13 protein-coding genes and 1 other RNA gene are annotated in these 17,701 nt (G+C 65.4%); 3 read left to right on the top strand and 11 right to left on the bottom strand.

Going from position 1 to position 17,701, the window contains the following annotated elements; all coding sequences use genetic code 11:
* Positions 1–20 precede the first annotated feature (20 nt).
* Genes ACKY0X_RS08750 through ACKY0X_RS08740 form a run of 3 tightly spaced genes read right to left on the bottom strand, consistent with a single transcriptional unit; the run spans position 21 to position 5,966 of the window.
* Positions 21–3,047: a bifunctional [glutamine synthetase] adenylyltransferase/[glutamine synthetase]-adenylyl-L-tyrosine phosphorylase gene (locus ACKY0X_RS08750; protein ID WP_409429114.1), complete on the bottom strand. Its 3,027-nt coding sequence runs from the start codon at positions 3,045–3,047 to the stop codon at positions 21–23.
* 16 nt (positions 3,048–3,063) lie between these two features.
* Complete coding sequence (gene glnA, locus ACKY0X_RS08745) at positions 3,064–4,404, bottom strand: type I glutamate--ammonia ligase (RefSeq protein WP_065041313.1); 1,341 nt, start codon at positions 4,402–4,404, stop codon at positions 3,064–3,066.
* 20 nt (positions 4,405–4,424) lie between these two features.
* Positions 4,425–5,966, bottom strand: coding sequence for an alpha/beta hydrolase (locus tag ACKY0X_RS08740; RefSeq protein WP_409429113.1), 1,542 nt, complete (start codon positions 5,964–5,966; stop codon positions 4,425–4,427).
* Positions 5,967–6,159: 193 nt separating this feature from the next.
* Here ACKY0X_RS08740 and panB point away from each other — a divergent pair, with 193 nt between their 5' ends.
* From panB to ACKY0X_RS08725, 3 genes are all read left to right on the top strand, one after another.
* Positions 6,160–6,999, top strand: coding sequence for a 3-methyl-2-oxobutanoate hydroxymethyltransferase (gene panB / locus ACKY0X_RS08735; protein WP_409429112.1), 840 nt, complete (start codon positions 6,160–6,162; stop codon positions 6,997–6,999).
* Between the two features lie 99 nt (positions 7,000–7,098).
* Positions 7,099–8,502 carry a CHAD domain-containing protein gene (locus tag ACKY0X_RS08730; protein ID WP_409429111.1) on the top strand — a complete coding sequence of 468 codons (1,404 nt, stop codon included), beginning with the start codon at positions 7,099–7,101 and terminating at the stop codon, positions 8,500–8,502.
* A 516-nt stretch (positions 8,503–9,018) separates the two neighbouring features.
* Positions 9,019–9,522: a toll/interleukin-1 receptor domain-containing protein gene (locus tag ACKY0X_RS08725; RefSeq protein WP_409429110.1), complete on the top strand. Its 504-nt coding sequence runs from the start codon at positions 9,019–9,021 to the stop codon at positions 9,520–9,522.
* Positions 9,523–9,694: 172 nt separating this feature from the next.
* Here ACKY0X_RS08725 and ACKY0X_RS08720 read toward each other — a convergent pair whose 3' ends face one another.
* From ACKY0X_RS08720 to ACKY0X_RS08685, 8 genes are all read right to left on the bottom strand, one after another.
* The gene (locus ACKY0X_RS08720) at positions 9,695–11,455 is read right to left on the bottom strand and encodes an AIPR family protein (RefSeq protein WP_409429109.1); all 1,761 of its coding nucleotides are present in this window, start codon (positions 11,453–11,455) and stop codon (positions 9,695–9,697) included.
* 430 nt (positions 11,456–11,885) lie between these two features.
* Positions 11,886–12,274, bottom strand: an RNA gene (gene rnpB, locus ACKY0X_RS08715) — RNase P RNA component class A.
* An 18-nt stretch (positions 12,275–12,292) separates the two neighbouring features.
* Positions 12,293–12,781 (bottom strand): CAP domain-containing protein, encoded by a 489-nt coding sequence (locus ACKY0X_RS08710; RefSeq protein ID WP_409429559.1) that lies wholly within the window; start codon positions 12,779–12,781, stop codon positions 12,293–12,295.
* Between the two features lie 16 nt (positions 12,782–12,797).
* Positions 12,798–13,355, bottom strand: coding sequence for a hypothetical protein (locus ACKY0X_RS08705; RefSeq protein ID WP_409429108.1), 558 nt, complete (start codon positions 13,353–13,355; stop codon positions 12,798–12,800).
* A gap of 14 nt (positions 13,356–13,369) precedes the next feature.
* Positions 13,370–13,876 carry a mammalian cell entry protein gene (locus tag ACKY0X_RS08700; protein ID WP_409429107.1) on the bottom strand — a complete coding sequence of 169 codons (507 nt, stop codon included), beginning with the start codon at positions 13,874–13,876 and terminating at the stop codon, positions 13,370–13,372.
* Positions 13,843–15,279: an MCE family protein gene (locus ACKY0X_RS08695; protein WP_409429106.1), complete on the bottom strand. Its 1,437-nt coding sequence runs from the start codon at positions 15,277–15,279 to the stop codon at positions 13,843–13,845. The genes ACKY0X_RS08700 and ACKY0X_RS08695 overlap by 34 nt, the downstream gene beginning before the upstream one ends.
* 1 nt (position 15,280) lies before the next feature.
* Positions 15,281–16,396, bottom strand: coding sequence for a virulence factor Mce family protein (locus ACKY0X_RS08690; protein ID WP_409429105.1), 1,116 nt, complete (start codon positions 16,394–16,396; stop codon positions 15,281–15,283).
* Complete coding sequence (locus tag ACKY0X_RS08685; RefSeq protein WP_409429104.1) at positions 16,393–17,700, bottom strand: MCE family protein; 1,308 nt, start codon at positions 17,698–17,700, stop codon at positions 16,393–16,395. Before ACKY0X_RS08685 ends, ACKY0X_RS08690 begins: the two co-directional genes overlap by 4 nt.
* Position 17,701 lies beyond the last annotated feature (1 nt).

Here is a 17,701-nt window from a genome sequence, read left to right as displayed (position 1 = left end):
TCCACCACAGAGGTCCTCCTTCAGTCTCCGAATACCTTGCGCGCGACGACCTTCGCACGCCGTGTCACCCGGAGGTAGTTGTCCAAGAACTCACCGCCGTCGCCGCCGGGCCAGCCGGCGGCCACCGCGACCGCGTTCAGCGCGCGGCCCGGCCCGGGCAGTTGGTCGGTGGGTTTGCCACGAACCAGCACCAGCGCGTTGCGCGCACGGGTGGCGATCAGCCAGGCCTGCCGGAGCCGGTCCACTTCGTCTTCATCGAGCAGCCCGGCAGCGGCGATGGCGTCCAGGGTTTCCAGCGTAGAGGTGTTGTGCAGCGCCGGAACACGGTGGGCATGGCGCAGTTGCAGCAGCTGCACGGTCCACTCGACGTCGGCCAGACCGCCACGGCCCAGTTTGGTGTGCGTATTGGGGTCGGCCCCACGCGGCAGTCGCTCGGCGTCGACCCGCGCCTTGATCCGGCGAATCTCACGTACCGCGTCGGCCGACACCCCGCCAGGCGGATAGCGGGTGGCGTCGACCATCTGCAGGAAGCGGTTGCCCAGGTCCGCATCACCGGCGACGCTGTGCGCCCGCAGCAGCGCCTGGATCTCCCAGGGCTGCGCCCACTGGTCGTAGTAGGCCGCGTAGGAGGCCAGCGTGCGCACCGGCGGGCCGTTGCGGCCCTCGGGACGCAGGTTGATGTCGACCTGCAGGGGTGGATCGACGCTGGCGGTGCCCAGCAACGCCCGGACCTGCTCGACGATCGACGTGGCCCAGCGCACCGCGTCGGCATCGCTCACCCCGGTCGCCTTCTCGTTGGCCTCGCACACGAACATGACGTCGGCGTCCGAGCCGTAGCCGAGTTCGCCTCCGCCGAGTCGGCCCATGCCGATCACCGCGATCTTCGCCGGCGCTTCCTGTACGTCTGTGTCGGGTGAGCCGGGCAGATTGACCCGGACGATCGCGTCCAGGGCGGCCTGCAACACCGCCGCCCACACCGCGGTCAGTGCCCGGCAGACATCGGTGACATCGAGCATGCCCAGCAGGTCCGCCGAGGCGATACGGGCCAATTCGTGGCGCCGCAGGCTGCGGGCCGACGCGATCGCGCGCACCGGGTCGGGGTGGCGGCCCGCCGACGCGATCAGCGCCCGCGACACCGCGTCCGAATCGGTGTCGAGCAGCTTGGGACCGGTCGGTCCATCGCCATAGGCCTGGATGACGTCGGGTGAGCGCATCAACAGTTCCGGGATGTAGGCCGAGGTGCCCAGCACCCGCATCAACCGCTTGGCCACGGCGCTGCTGTCGCGCAACGTGCTCAGATACCAGCGCTGCTGAGCCATCGCCTCGCTGAGCCGCCGGTAGGCCAGCAGCCCCGCGTCGGGATTGGGCGTGTCCGACAGCCAATACAGCAGGGTGGGCAGCAGCACCGCCTGCACCCGACCCCGGCGACCGCTCTGGTTGGTCAGCGCACCCAGATGGGTCAGCGCGTTGTGCGGTGCCTCGTAGCCGAGTGCCGCCAGCTGCCGTTCCGCGGCACCGGGAGTCAATCCCCCGGCCAGCTCCAGTCCCGCCGGACCGACGGCCTCCAGCAGCGGTTGGTAGAAGAGCTTGGCATGCAGCCGCGACACCCGCCGGTTCTGCGCTTTGAGCTCTTCGCGAAGGACGCCCAGGGCGTCGTGACGGCCATCCGGGCGGACATGGGCGGAGCGGGCCAGCCAGCGCAGCGCCTCGTCGTCATCGGGCGGCGGGAGCATGTGGGTGCGCTTGAGCCGCTGCAGCTGCAGGCGGTGTTCCAGGAGCCGCAGGAACTCATAGGAGGCGGTCAGATCGGCCGAATCCTCCCGGCCGATATAACCGCCGGCGCCCAAGGCGGCCAGGGCGTCGACCGTGGATGCCACGTGCAATGACTCATCGCTGCGGCCGTGCACCAGCTGCAGCAGCTGCACGGCGAACTCCACGTCGCGCAGTCCCCCGGATCCCAGCTTGATCTCGCGGGTCCGGATCTCGGCGGGTACCAGCTGCGCCACTCTGCGACGCATCGCCTGCACGTCGGTGACGAAATCCTCACGCTCGCATGCGGTCCAGACCATCGGCAGCAGCGCGTCGATGTAGGCCTGGCCCAATTCGACGTCGCCGACGGCGGCGCGCGCCTTGAGCAGCGCCTGGAACTCCCAGGTCTTGGCCCACCGTTGGTAGTAGGCGATGTGCGATTCCAGGGTTCGCACCAGCGAGCCGTGCCGGCCCTCCGGCCGCAACCCGGCGTCCACTTCGAAGAACGCCTCGCCGGCCACCCGCATCAGCTCACCGGCGACTCGGGTGCTCACCGCGTCGGCTTCCTCGGCGACGAAGATGACGTCGACGTCGCTGACGTAATTCAGTTCCCGCGCACCGCATTTGCCCATCGCGATCACGGCAATCCGCGGCACGTCGGCACCGGCGTCGGGCCCACAAACCTGCAGTTCGGCCACCCGCAGGGCGGCCGCCAGCGCGGCGTCGGCCAGGTCGGCCAGGTGCTCGCCTACCGCCACGAAGGGTAGGGCCGGCAGCTGTTCGACGGTGGGCGCCAGGTCTATCGACGCCAACACCAGCATCCGGTCGCGGTACAGCGACCGGAGCCGATCGATGTAGGCGCCGTCGGTGGTGGCGGCAACGCAGTCGGTGAACATCGCGCACAGTTCTGCCGCCGACGGCAGCGCGATCGTGTAGTCGTCGGAGTCGACCGGACTGGCCAACAACTTCCAGGTCTCGGGATGGGTGATCAGGTGATCGCCCAGCGTCAGTGAGGATCCCAGTACCGCGAACAGGCGCCCGCGTAGTCCCCGGTCGGCCATGAGCGCTGCGCTCAGTTCGGCCCAGTCGATGCCCGGAGCTTCCGACAGCCGGACCAGGGTGCGCAACGCGACGTCGGCATCGGGAGCACGCGACAGCGCCCAGAGCACGTCGACGTGCGGTTGGGTGTACGCGCTGTACCAACCCAGAGCAGTCAGATCCGCTGCGGCGTACCGGTCCACCAGACCGAGGCGCCCGACGCTGGGCAGCTTGCGGCGCTGAGCTCCGGGATAGGCCATGAGGCTTCGGAGACTCCTACAGCGCCAGGTAGTTCTGCAGCTCGTAGGGGGTCACGTGGCTGCGGTAGTTCGCCCACTCCTGACGCTTGTTACGCAGGAAGAAATCGAAGACCTGCTCCCCCAACGCTTCCGCGACCAGCTCGGAGTTCTCCATCTCGCTCAGCGCGCGCTCCAGGGTGCCGGGCAGTTCCTTGTAGCCCATCGCCCGGCGCTCCTCGGGAGTCAGCGCCCACACGTTGTCCTCGGCCTCCGGGCCGAGCTCGTAACCCTGCTCCACCCCACGCAGCCCGGCGGCCAACAGTACCGCGAAGGCCAGGTAGGGGTTGCATGCCGAGTCCGGGCTGCGTACTTCGATGCGCCGCGACGACGTCTTGTGCGGGCTGTACATCGGAACCCGCACCAGCGCAGAGCGGTTGGAGGCGCCCCAGGACGCCGCGGTGGGTGCTTCCCCACCGTGGATCAGGCGCTTGTAGGAGTTAACCCACTGGTTGGTGACGGCGCTGATCTCGTTGGCGTGCTCGAGAATCCCGGCGATGAACGACTTGGCGGTGGCCGACAGCTGCAGCGGGTCGTCCGGGCTGTGGAAGGCGTTGACTTCGCCCTCGAACAGGCTCATGTGGGTGTGCATGGCCGAACCGGCGTGCTCGCGGAACGGCTTGGGCATGAACGACGCCCGCACACCCTCCTTGAGCGCGATCTCTTTGATCAGGTAGCGGAACGTCATCACGTTGTCGGCCATCGACAGCGCGTCGGCGTAGCGCAGGTCGATCTCCTGCTGGCCGGGAGCGTTCTCGTGGTGGCTGTACTCCACCGAGATGCCCATCGACTCCAGCGCGTCGATCGCGTGCCGGCGGAAGTTGGCGGCCGAACCGTGGATCGACTGGTCGAAGTAGCCCGCGTCGTCGGCCGGAACCGGGGTGCTCCCGTCGTAGGGGCCGGGCTCCAGCAGGAAGAACTCGATCTCGGGGTGCACGTAGCAGGCGAAACCCAGCTCGCCGGCCTTGGCCAGCTGCCGGCGCAACACATGCCGTGACGACGCCCAGGCCGGCGATCCGTCCGGCATGGTGATGTCGCAGAACATCCGCGCCGAGTACTGCCGGCCGGAGTCGGACACCCACGGCAGCAGCTGGAAGGTTGACGGATCCGGGTGGGCGACCATATCGGATTCGAAGACCCGGGCGAAGCCCTCGATCGCCGAGCCGTCGAAGCCCACGCCTTCGTCGAAGGCGCCCTCGAGCTCGGCGGGGGCGATCGCGACCGATTTCAGATAACCGAGGACATCGGTGAACCAGAGCCGGACGAAACGGATGTCGCGTTCCTCCAGCGTGCGGAGCACAAACTCCTTCTGACGGTCCATACCGCGAAGCGTATCAGCGCTCAGCACTTAGCATCGGTTGGCGGCAACGTGCCGTCGACCAGGTATCGCGTGGCGAATCGGTCCACGCATTCGTTGCCCTGGAAAACCACCGTGTGCTGGGTTCCGTTGAACGTCAGCAGACCCCCGCCCAGCTGCTTGGCCAAGTCCACGCCCGCCTGGTAGGGGGTGGCCGGGTCGCGGGTGGTGGAGACCACCATCGTGGGCGGCAGGTCCGGGACCGAAAGAGCGTGCGGCTCAGTGGTCGGCGGTACCGGCCAGAAGGCGCAGGTGCCCAGCGGGGCGTCGCCGGTGAACTTTCCGTAGCTCATGAACGGCGCCACCTCGCGCGAACGCCGGTCTTCCTCGATCACCTTGGCGCGGTCGGTGACCGGCGGCTGGTCGACGCAGTTGACCGCGACCCGGGCATCGGTGGCGTTTGTGTAGTGGCCCTTGGCGTCCCGGCGCATATATAGGTCGGCCAGGCTCAGCATGATGTCGCCGCGACCGCCGGCCAGATCGGACAGGCCATCGTTGAGGTGCGTCCAGAACGTCGGCGAGTACAGCGCCATGATGGTGCCGACGATCGCGTCGCTGTAGCTCAGCCCGCGCGGGTCCTTGGTCTTGGCGGGCTTGTCCACCAGCGGGTCGACCAGACTGTGGTAGACGTCGACGGCCTTGGCCGGGTCGGTGCCCAGCGGGCATTCGGCTTCCTTGGCACAGTCGGCCGCGAAGTCGTCGAACGCGCCCTGGAACGCCTGCGCCTGCCGCAGATCCTCTTCGATCGGGTCGGCGTTGGGGTCCACCGCGCCGTCCAGGATCATCGCGCGCACGTTCTGCGGGTAGGCCTCGGCGTATGCCGAGCCGATCCGGGTGCCGTAGGAGTAGCCCAGATAGGTCAGCTTGTCGTCGCCCAACCCGGCGCGGATCGCGTCGAGGTCGCGGGCGACGTTGACGGTGCCGACGTTGGCCAGAAACTCCTTACCGGTCTTTTCCAGGCAGCGCTCGACGTATTCCTTGGTCTCGCTCTCGATGCGCGCCACGCCCTCGGGGCTGTAGTCGACCTGGTTCAGGGCCCGCAGCCGGTCGTTCTCCTTGTCGGAGTTGCACCAGACCGCCGGCCGTGACGACGCCACTCCGCGCGGGTCGAACCCGACCAGATCGAACTGCTCACGGACCTGACGCGGCAGCGAGCTGACCAAACCCACCGCGGTTTCGATGCCGGACTCCCCCGGCCCGCCCGGGTTGATCACCAACGAGCCGATCTTGTCCTTGGTGGCCGGGAATCGGATCATGGCCAGCCGGGCGACGGCGCCCTGGGGCTTGGAGTAGTCCACCGGAACTGCGATGAACCCGCACTGGGCGTCGGCGGGCACCTTGATGTTGGTGTCGGCGGTGAACCGGCACTTGTCCCATTGGACCGGCTGGCCGACCCGCGGCACGGCCAGCACCGCGTGGCCCGGCGTCATTCGGGTGCAGCTGCCGACGGTGAATGCCACCATCGCAATCGCGAGGCAGGTCAGGGCGGTGCGCGTCATCCTGTCGCGGCGCGTCGGCGAGCTCATGACACCACATGCTGCCATGCACGCCCGTGCAAGCCCGGCCACCTGCTGCGCCGCGCGCGTGGCGGTGTGAGGAAATCCACTGCACGAGGAGGTTCAGCTGCGCGGCCGCAGGTGGCACACTGGGCATGTCAGACGACCCGGGGACCCGAGTTACGGGCTTCGAGGATCGACCCGAACAATTCGAGGGACAACGATGTCTGAGCACGTTTATGGCGCTTCACCCGACCCTGTTCGCATTGCACCGCAGACCCGCGTCCACCATCTGCAGCAGATGAAGGCCGAGGGTCGCAAATGGGGCATGTTGACGGTCTACGACTACTCGTCGGCCCGCATCTTCGACGACGCCGGCATTCCGGTGCTGCTGGTCGGCGACTCGGCGGCCAATGTGGTCTACGGCTACGACACCACCGTCGCCATCACCATCGACGAACTACTTCCGCTGGTGCGCGCGGTGGTGCGCGGTGCCCCGCACGCGCTGGTGGTCGCCGATCTGCCGTTCGGCTCCTATGAAGGCGGGCCGGCGGTGGCGCTGGCCACCGCCACCCGGTTCATGAAGGAGGGTGGCGCGCACGCGGTCAAGCTGGAGGGCGGCGAGCGGGTGGCCGACCAGATCGCCACGCTGACCGCGGCCGGCATCCCCGTGATGGCGCACATCGGGTTCACCCCGCAGAGCGTCAACGCCCTCGGGGGCTACCGGGTGCAGGGGCGCGGTGACGCCGCCGAGCAGACCATTCACGACGCGATCGCGGTGGCCGAAGCCGGTGCGTTCGCGGTGGTGATGGAGATGGTCCCCGCCGAGCTGGCCACCCAGATCACCGGAAAGCTGACCATTCCCACCGTCGGGATCGGCGCCGGGCCCAACTGCGACGCCCAGGTTCTGGTGTGGCAGGACATGGCCGGGATGACCACCGGCAAGACCGCTCGATTCGTCAAGCGCTTCGGCGACGTGGGCGGCGAGTTGCGCCGCGCCGCAGAGCAGTACGCCGCCGAGGTGACAGCGGGCACTTTCCCGGCCGAGGAGCACTGCTTCTAGAACGCCATGTTCATGCGGCGGTTCCAGCGTCGCCTCGCCTCCGGCGAGCCTCGCTAAACCGCCGTGTCCGGGCGGTCCGGATGTGACAGGCTGGATGGCGTGTCTGCAACCGACCCGAGCACCTCTCGGTTTCGCGAGGTGGAACGCAAGTTCGACGTTGACGCAGCGGCGATCTCGCCGTCCTTCGACGGCATCGCCGGGGTCGCCCACGTCGAGCAGGTGTCGGCACAGGATCTTGCGGCTGTCTACTTCGACACCCCCGGGCACGACCTGGCGGCCCGACGAGTCACGTTGCGCCGGCGTACCGGCGGCCCCGACGCCGGTTGGCACCTGAAACTTCCTGCCGGGCTGGACACCCGCACCGAGGTGCGCGCGCCCCTGGGCCCAGAGGTTCCGGACGAGCTGCTGGATGTGGTGCGGGCGATCGTGCGGGATCGGCCGCTGGCACCGGTGGCACGCATACACACCGCCCGCGGCATGGTGGTGCTGCGCGACGATCAGGGTGAGGTGCTGGCCGAGTTCTGCGACGACCAGGTCACCGCGTCGGCGGGCGATGACGCCGAACAGCACTGGCGGGAATGGGAACTGGAACTGGGCAGCGGAGACCTTGAGCTGCTGGACCGGCTGAGCAACCGGCTGCTCGACACCGGCGCCGGGCCGGCCGGCTACGGCTCCAAACTAGCCCGGGTGCTGGGGGCGCCGCCGGTGCCTGCGCATCCGACCGATCGCCTGCATCGTGCGCTAGCCGAGCAGATCGACCAACTGCTGGTCTGGGATCGCGCGGTGCGCGCCGACGCCGACGACGCGATTCATCAGATGCGGGTGACGATCCGGCGGATCCGCAGCCTGTTGCAGGGCGAGGAGGCGGCCCACGCGCCGCTGCTCGACGAACTGCAGGAGCTGGGAGCGGTGCTCGGTGTCGCCCGCGACGCCGAGGTCTTGGCCCAGCGCTATCAGCAGGCGCTCGATGAGCTGACGCCGGAGCTGGTCCGCGGGCCGGTGAGCGAACGGCTGGTCGGCGGCTCGCTGCGCCGCTATCAGACGGGGCGGCGGCGCAGCCTGGCCGCGATGCGCTCCCCGCGGTACTTCCGGCTGCTCGACGGCCTCGACGATCTGGTCAGCGCGCCGGCCGCCGAGCGGTACGCCACGGTGGACATCGCCTACCGGCGGCTGCGCAAGGCGGTGAAGGCCGCCAAGAAGGCCGCCGACCGCGACGCGGCACTGCACCGGATCCGCAAGGCCGCCAAGCGGCTGCGCTACGCCGCCGCGGCAGCGAACAAGAAGAAGATCGCCAAGCGGGCCAAGACGATTCAGACCGTGCTCGGCGACCACCAGGACAGCGTGGTCAGCCGGAAACATCTGCTGCAGCAGGCCGATGCCGCGGTGGCCGCCGGCGAGGACACCTTCACCTACGGGCTGCTGTATGCCCGCGAGGTCGACCTCGCCGCGCGGAGCCGGGCGGCGTTGCGGCCCGCGCTGCGCAAGCTGAAGCGGCTGGTGTAGGCGGGGCGGACGAGCTGGCCTGTAAGCCGGAAATTGATTCTTGGCATTTTCCGCAGGTCACCGCGATTTGGTGTCATTGGTGGCATGTGGCGGCCAGTGGTGTGTAAGTACAGGTGAGAGCGATTCTCTTGGCCTACCTCAAGCTGCCACTAGTGGGTTGGAGAGTGCTGCTGTGCGTAGCGTCTGCGTAGCGGCGTTGCCGGTGACCCCAGTTGCACCCCTGCGGCCCTGGCACCGCGTGCCAGATCGGAACTCCGGCGATTTGTCGGTCCGCGCAATTAACATCGAACCGTGAGCAGATGCACAGCGCCCATACGAGGACACCACACCGCGAGTGGTGCCGCCGCCTGCCCGGTTCACGGTGGTCGCGGTTCGTACTCCCGTCAGACCTACTACTCTTCGCCGTCTTACTACTCCCCGCCGTCCTACGAGCCGCGGTACTCTCCGCGGGCCAGTGTCGGGTCCAGTGGGTCCAGCGGGCGCGTACGACCGAAGTGGTCACCGAGCAATTCCTCCGTGACCTATACCCCTCAGCAGGTACAGGCGCTGGCTCCTGTTCGTCGCCAGATTGAGGAGCGAGCGCAGGCCTACCCCGACCTTCGTGACGTCTTCCTGTGCCACGCGTGGGATGACCGGCGGGGCGTTGCCAAGGATTTGCACGACCTGCTCGTCGCCAAGAACGTGTCAGTTTGGTTTAGCGAAAAAGACATACTGCCCGGCGTGCCGTTCCTGCGCGCTATCGACAAGGGGCTCGCGAACTCACGTGCAGGGCTTGTGATGGTCACGCCTTCGTTGTTGGCTCGCATCAAGCTGGAGACAATTGCAGCAAAGGAACTCTCAGCACTCCTGGCGGGCAACCTACTCGTCCCCGTTGTCCACGGCACGACGTACGAGGCCCTGCGAGCGGTCAGCCCCCTCCTGGGTTCGCGGAACGGTTTTGACACCAACGATGACCCGATGGAAGTCATCGCCATCAAGATCGCCGAGCTAGTCGACCTGACGAGGCCGGTTGACGCGTAGTTGCTGCGCGGCGCGTCGTGTAAATGCGGCTGGCCGATGCTAGCGTCGGCGAGAATCGAAGACGCATTTGCGTGACCAATAGTTCGCGGGACGTGACGACGCTACGCAGTAGAACATGAGCTGAAATAGTCTGCGTAATCGCAACGCGGTTCACTTCTGACAATATATTTGCTCAATCGAGGACTACGTCAGAAACAACTTCCTCAATCACGGTATCCCGCAACTTCACCCATGCCTCCTCGTCACGAGCTAAGTTGTATTCCGGCTGCACCGACTTTCCCTTGCGGTTCTTGTACTCAATACGGAGTACACTTCGGGCTTTATTAATTATCGGGTCAACGTGTTTTGCAAATGTTGCCTTCGACGCGGTCAAAGTCACGTAGTCCTCGAAGCTATCTCCCCTAACTTTTTCGAGTGCTGCACCAACCAGAGCTGTGACATATCGAGCCAGTCGGTAGAGATACTTTGCTTCGTCAGTATCTTTGCCTTTTTCGTCCTGCTTTAATATCTTACTGATAGCCTGAATACGGTCATGTATAGCTATCGCAGCGCCAGTTCGATGCAACTCTTCTTCTGACCAAAACGTCATCATCTTTCCACCTACCCCGAACGCCTCATAGTAACGCGCCTCCCTGTCGAAAAATGCAGCCGGCTCCCTGTAACTAGCAACCGGCCCGTAAATGAATGCGTGTCGGATTCCCGCCAGTTGCTCGATCCTAAGGCCTCGCCCCGTCGCTCCCTTGGGCTTATGTCCAGATTTATTAATGTAGTACATGTTTGGAATCGCTCCGTGGCCCGCAATCTTGGTGAGGCTATCGCGAAGCCAGATCTGGATTACATCGTTAGAGAAGAAATCGGCCACCTTGACTGGATTTTGCGTATTGTTGTACCGGATAATATTTTCAGTGAACGATCCACCATATTTCTCGTCAGTACTGGTCAAGCGAAATAAGACGTACACATCAGGGTTCTGATACTTTCGCGCCGCCTTAACTAACGCACTGACCGTCTGTGCACCATTAATAATTTGAAGACGTTGGGCCGTGACGACGTTACCTTCTAACTTGTAGCCACTGCAAACAGCAGAAATACCGTTGTTGTAGTAGATGAAATTTTTTCCCTCATCTTCGGATGCCGCGGTCTCCACTATCTTTGGGTTAACCTTTTTGCTCGTCAACGGCAATCGGACGTTGAGATTGAAGAGAGAAAGGCCAATTCCTTTTTGATTGTATATGCCAACTAATTCATTGGCTTTTACGGCACCGATGATGGTCTGGTATGGGCTCCCCAACTCAATGAACTTGTCCTCTTGGAAGTGCAGCACGACTTCTTCTAACAGGCCACCTTGGGTCGCGCTCGTCAGCTCTTCATCCCTCTTGGCTAGTTCCACCACGCCTAAAAGTTCGCAAGTGATACTTCGATCCTGCTGCAGATACGCATCGTTCTTTGCCTCTACCAGTTCCTGCAGCTTCTTTTTATTGCCAACGCTGACATTTGTCACAAATCGAAGAATGACTTCCCAGCCGTCCTCAATCTTTGTTTCAAAGTTGGCAATCAGATCTTGAATTTGATCACCGCCCGTTTCCGCATATTCGTGTCGAATTATGCGATCTGGAACATCAAAAAATGCAGCAACTTTGTCTTCATCGAGATCCTTTGAGCGCCACGCAGCCTGGATAAACTGGATTCGCTTACCTATCTCGTCTTCAAGAACAACATCAATTTTGAGGTCATTGCCCCTGCAAATATATTCCGACAAGTCAGCTTCGGACGTAAGCTCGCTTTCAAGGATAGAATCGAAGCCTTCTTCCTGCACGAACAGATGTGCGGCATACCCTTCGAGACCACGTTCGAATGATTCAACGTTGTACTTGTATTTCTGCGCGTAGAACGCACAGATTTCTCGCAGGTCAGCATCTGTCTTGACTGCCACGCCCCGTACTCCTTACGTCAAGGGAAACCAGCTATGGCGCCACCTCCACTGGGAGCCAACCGGCAAGGTCAACATATACACCGCCACCGCCGCACGCTGACACCAGTTCGGGCACGGGAGCACCCATCGTCACCAGAGGGATGCCAGCCAGCGCGACCCGCTCCGAAGTCTCAAGTCACAGCCCCCGCCTCAAAACTAAAGAACTGAGACAGCGTCACCGCCACTTACAGGGCCCTGATAACGCCCAGGCCGATCTGTCGCAAAAGTTGCCTCAAGACGCCTGTCACATATTCACATGTTCTGAGAGTTTTGAGACGCTGCGCGGATGGCCGCGTCCGTTTCACGGCCCGGATCGCTACGCAGCTGTGCGTAGCAGCTGCGTAGCGCCAGGGCCTACCGGCCCTATATTGCCTGGTCAATGGCAGCGGGGCGGACGAGTTGGCCTGTAAGCCGGATTCTGTCCCGCACCGCGGATGCGGTGCGGCGGCGACCATCCATCTGGGCACACCGTCGCCGGGTACCTCAAGCGGCCTACCCGCAGATTCGGGCGAGCAGCCCTCAAACACCTGCGCGACCGCACCGAAATGCGGCCTTCTTGGCCTTGCTTCGGGTGGGGTTTACCAAGCCGTCCCGGTCACCCGGAACGCTGGTGCGCTCTTACCGCACCGTTTCACCCTTACCACCTTGCGGTGGCGGTCTGTTTTCTGTGGCACTGTCCCGCGAGTCACCTCGGATTGCTGTTAGCAATCACCCTGCTCTGTGAAGTCCGGACTTTCCTCGACCCGCTTTTACGCGTGCCGCGGCCGCCCGGCCAACTCGTCCGCGCTGATCACCGTACTACGCGGTGCCCCGCAATGCCGCACCGTAAACGGCGACCACCACGGATCGGTCTGGGCTGTTCTCCGACCACACGCCGATCGCGGTGTTGGCGCAGTCGGACATGATGGCGAAATCCGCGGGGTCGTAATACCACCGGTTGAGGATCTCGATGCCGCTGATGGCCACCGCGGGGTTGATCGCCACGGTTTCGGCGACCGTCCCGGGAAAGCCGGCGGCCTGCCCGCGGGTCTGCGGCGTGGAGCCGTCGGAACCGAGGTCACCGTCCAGATCCCGATGTCCGAGAACGTCTTTGGCGTGCCATTCGGCGGCTAGCACCAACCGGGGGTCGACCATCACCTTCTCAGCGCAGCCGGCCTGGTGGTGAATCGTGTAGACGTTGGTCACGACACTGTCGTTGAGGCGCGAATTGTCGGCAGCGGCAACCGGCAGCGTCCCCGCCCCACCAATCACGATCGCCAGCAGGGCCGCGCGTCGCACATCAAACATCATGTGGCACCTGGCCCTACACCGGGTCGAACTGCGAGACCAGCCACCGGCCTCCGACCTTGTCCAAGGTGACCCGCACACTCGATGCGGTCGTGGTCGGCGGCCCGTTGCCGATCGTGGTCGCTTGATCCACGAAGAGCAGGACCACCGCGTGGCGCGCGCTCGCGGTCACCGACGACGCCGCGGGCACCGTCACCACGGTCGAAATGTGCTGCTGTTTGGCGCCGGGCGCCACCACTTCCTTGATCAGTTGGGTGTACTCGTCGCGGAAGGCGCCGGTCATGCCCTCGGCGGCGGCCGCCGACGCGGACTCCACGGTGTCCGGGCGGTACGACAGCATCGCGATGGTGGCCTCGGTCGCGGTCTGTACCGACTGTGCGGCCGCCTCCTGGGCCACCCGCGCCGAGACGTCCTGCCAGCGGAAGTAGCCGGCCACCACCGTCAGAATCACGGCCAGACCGGCCAGCAGGGCGATCACCACCGGCCGCCGATCCCGCTTCGGCCGATCGGCGACAGCGGCGACATCGGCGGCGGTGCTGCTCTCGGGCGCATCAATCGTGGGAGCTGTCGTCATGGTTGAACCCCTGCTCACTGAACAAACGCGATGTTGGATACTTTGGGGCCATCGCCGGTGTCTTGCAGGCTGATTCGCATCCGCCAGCGGCGCGGTTCCGGTTGGACTTCCCCGGCGATCGTGGTGCGCACCGAGACCGCCAGCAGGACGTCGGCTTGGTCGCCGTCCACCGATTCCAGGCCGGCCTCGGTAACGGTGCCTTCCGATGCCGACTGAGCCTGTTTGACGACGTCGACGAAGGGCCGAGATCGCTGGCCGAAGTCGTCGCGGAACGCCCCGGTCGTCGAATCGATGATGCGCTGCACATCGGCGTCGGCCTGCGCATAGCTGATCGTCGTCAGGTTGACCGCCGCTTGACGCGCGACCTGGACGTAGCTCTCGCGGTGCTGCTGCGCCTGTTGGATCTGGTGGTCGCGGTAGCCGAGCCAGCCGACCGTACCGGCCAGCGCCGCCACGGCCAGGATCGCGCCTGCCGCTGCTCGGCGGTCTATTCGCCCGGGGGCAACAACATCGTCTGCCATGTCTGATCCTTCCGCTGGGGGGCCAGGTCGGCCCGGGTTTGGCGCTTGCCGTCTGGGCCCACATAGCTGCCGGTCTGCGGGTCGTAGGGCACGAAGGCGACCGGCGGCTGCGGCGCAGGGGCACGCGGCGGGTCCTGCGGCACAGCCTGACCGGACAACGTGGCGTTGGGATCGCCCTTCCAGTTGTAGCCGTCGTTGAGCGGGATGTACGACTCGTCGCTCTCGCACATCTCGACGGTGGGCGCACGTTTGGCGGGATCGTTCTCGCAGGGAATGTTGCGTGCGCCACGCACATTGAGGTCCGAGTCCTGCGGCACCCGGCAGTACAGCTCGCCGGCGGGCCGATCCGGGTAGTCGACGGAACTGGGGGCCCGCTGCTGGCGGACCGGCAGGAATCCGGTGTTGCACGGCGGCGGGTAGTTCATATTGAGGTTGAAATCCAGGTAGATGCCGCGATAGGGCGTGTTGAGGCCCGAATCGGCCAGGGTGATCGCCGACATCACCGCCGTCCCCTGCGGAAACAGCACCAGCAGCTGCTCGATGCCCTGGCGGAACGTCACCGCGATCTGACCGAGGCTGACCATGTTGGCCAGCAACACCGGCAGCGCCGGAGCCACCCGGCCCAGCAGTGCATTGGCCTCATCGAGCGCCGGGGCGCCGACGCTGAGCAGGCCCGCAAACGCCCGATCCTCGGCGCTGAGCTGACCGGTGATCGACGCCAGCCGCCGCGCCCACGTCGCGATCGAATCCGCGGTGTCCACTTGGGAATTCAGGACCGGTGGGGTCTCATCAATTAACTGCGCGAAAGGCTGCGCGGCCTCGCCGCCTTCGATGGCCAGCGACGTCGATCCGGCGACGATGCGGGACAGTTCCGCACCGAGACCGCCCACCGCCTTGTCGGCCTCGTCGATGACGGTACGCAGATCGTCGTGCGGGATCGCCAGCAGCGCACGGTTGGTGGCGTCGAGCAGGTTGGCGATGTCGGCGGGAATGCGCACCTTGTCCGCCGGGATCACGTCACCGGCACGCAGCATCCGGTGCTCGGCGGCGCCGGCGGTCGGGGTGAGTTCGAGGAACTGTTCACCGATCGCCGAGCGGCTGTGCACCGCGGCGGTCAGCTGTGCGGGCACCTTGATCGAGGAGTTCAGTTTCAGGACCGCACGCACCCCGTCGGCGTCGACGTCGATGGCGCTGACCCTGCCGATCTCGGTGCCCCGGTAGGTCACCACCGATGTCGGGTACAGCCCGCCGGACGCCGGCAGTTCGACGGTCACCGTGTAGCGGCCGATGCCGAACAGCGCCGGGACCTTGACGAAGCCGAACACCATCACCCCGCCGGCGACCAGGGTGACCGTCGCCAGGATCGCCAGTTGGGTCCAGACGGTGCGGGACAGTCGAAACACCTCAGTACCCCCCGAAGTGGTAGGGGGCGACCAACGGGTTGCCGGCGGTGTACGGGCTGGGCATCTGACCGACGGTTCTCCCCCACTGGAGTTCCAACTCGGTGAGGTCTCCTTCCCAACGTGTTCCGGTGAACAGGCCGCTGTCGATCCGGCTCAACGTCAGGTCGACGACCAGGCTGATGTTGGCGAAGTCGCCGCGAAACCAATTGGGGATGTTGCTCTTAACCCAGGGATAGGTGGACAAGAAGTCCAGGCCCTGCGTCAGCGCCGGACCGGCGTCGGCCAGCGAGCGCAACACCGGGGCGATGTTGCGCAGGTTGGCCACCAGGGCCTCCCTGCTCTGTTCGACGGTGGAGACGGCGATGGCGCTGAACTTTCCGAGCGCGTCAGCGGCGTCGGCGATCTTGGTGCGCTCCTGCGCCAGCACCGCCAGTGCCTGCGGGATCGTGGTCAGCGCCTTGTCGACGGTGTGGTTCTGTCGGGCGAACTGGCCGACCAGACCGTTCAGCTTCTCGGTGGCCGAGATGATGTCATCGGTCTGATCGTTGAGTGCGGCGATGAAGGTGTCCAATTGCGTGAGCAGGCTGCGCATGTCGCTCTCACGCCCCGCCAGCGCGCGAGCAAAGCTCTGGTTGATCTCCTGCAGCTGTGCCAGTCCGCCCCCGTTGAGCAGCAGCGAAACCGACGCCAGGGTCTGCTCGGTGGTCGGATAGGTGGCGGCCTTCGACAGCGGGATGACCGCGCCGTCTTGCAGTTCGCCGCGCGGCGGCTCGTCGGTCGGTGGCGCCAACTCGATATGCATCGAACCGAGCAGGCTGGTCTGTCCGACTTTGGCGGTGCTGTTCGCCGGCAGGTGCACGCTGTTGTCGATGCGCATGGTCACCAGCGCGTGCCAGTCCTGGACCTCGATCTTGGTCACATTGCCCACGTTGACGTCGGCGACCCGCACCCGTGAGTTCTGTTGAATGACCACGACATCGGGTAACTGGGCCGAGATCGTGTAGGTGCCGTCGCCGCGTCCGGTGCCGGGCAGGCTCAGCGAGTTCAGGCCCCGCCACTGGCAGCCGCTGGCCCCGAAGGCGACGGTGATGCTCAGCGCGATGATCACGAGCCTCACGGGGTGCCCTCCGGTGGCGACGACGGCAGCAGCAGGCCGGGCAAGCCCAGCTCGGGGTCGACGGGCTGGCGGGGCGGCTCGGCCGGTTGTGGGGCAGCGCCGGGCCGGAGCCGGTCTTCGCTGTAGGTGATTTCGTTGGGCCGCGCCGCGGTGCCGACGAACGGGTTGCCGCCGATCGGCAGAAAGTTGTATTGGCGGTTCTTGATGATCGGCGCCAGATACTGCACGCACAACTTCGAGGCCTGCAGTGAATTCGCCCGCGCCAGGGCTTCGATTCCGCTGCAGATGAATTGGACGGTGTTGGCGAAGTTGCCGAGCGCCATTACCCCGGTGATCGCGCTTTGGGCCGGTTGGTAGATGTTCACGAAGTTCTGGAACACCGACGGGGCAATGTGCAGAACCTGTTTGAGGTCGCCGCGGCTTTCGTCGAGGGCGGAGGTGATCGCCGTCAGGTGATCGACGGTGACGCCGAAGCCCTCCCGGTTCTCGCCGATGAATCCGCGTAGGTCGTTGACCACGCCGTCGAGGCTCGTCATGGCGTCGGCGAATTCGCGGGGCGAATTGTTCAGCAAGGTGGTGATATCGGCAAGGTTGACGTTGAACGCCGCCAACAGGTCGCTGCTGGAGGTCAGCGCCGAGACCAGCAGTTGCATGTTGCGGACTGTGCTGAAGATGTCGGTGCTGTGATCGCCCAGCGCCGACATCGCCTGCGACAGTTTGATCACCGTCTCGCGTGCGGTGTCGCCCTGGCCCCGCAGGTTGGCCACCGCGGTGTTGACGAAGGCGCCGACGGCGCTGCGGCCGGCGGTGTCAGACGGCTGCAGGGAATCGGTGAGTTTCTCCAGCTGCTGCCGAAAGTCGTCCCATTCGACCGGAACCGCCGTGCGGTCCTGGCCAATGCTGGCACCGTCGGCCAGTTCGGGACCACCCGTGTAGGCCGGGACAAGCTGGATCGCCCTGGCGCTCACCAACGACGGCGACAGGATCGCTGCCCGCACATCGGCGGGTACCTGGTACTGGCCGCCGACGGAAAAGGTCACCTTGGCGGTGTCCGGAAGCGGTTCGATGCGCTCGACGGTGCCGACGGCAACGCCCAGGATGCGGATCTCGTCGCCGGTGTAGAGCCCGTTGGTGTTGGTGAAGTAGGCGGTGTAGACGTGCTTGCGCAGCTGCGCCCAGGGCGGGCCGGCCACCAGGAACACTGCGATGACAAGGCTCGACACCAATACGGCCGCGGTCGCCAGCCGCAACAGTCGCGCGCGGTTGGCCGGCAGGGTTACACCGGCCACGGAGTGAGTGCCCATG

It is taken from the genome of Mycobacterium sp. SMC-11 (assembly GCF_046250095.1).
GTDB classification, from domain to species: Bacteria; Actinomycetota; Actinomycetes; order Mycobacteriales; family Mycobacteriaceae; genus Mycobacterium; species Mycobacterium heraklionense_A.
Note: the sequence above shows the minus strand (reverse complement) of the source record. Positions and strands in the feature narration are given on the sequence as shown.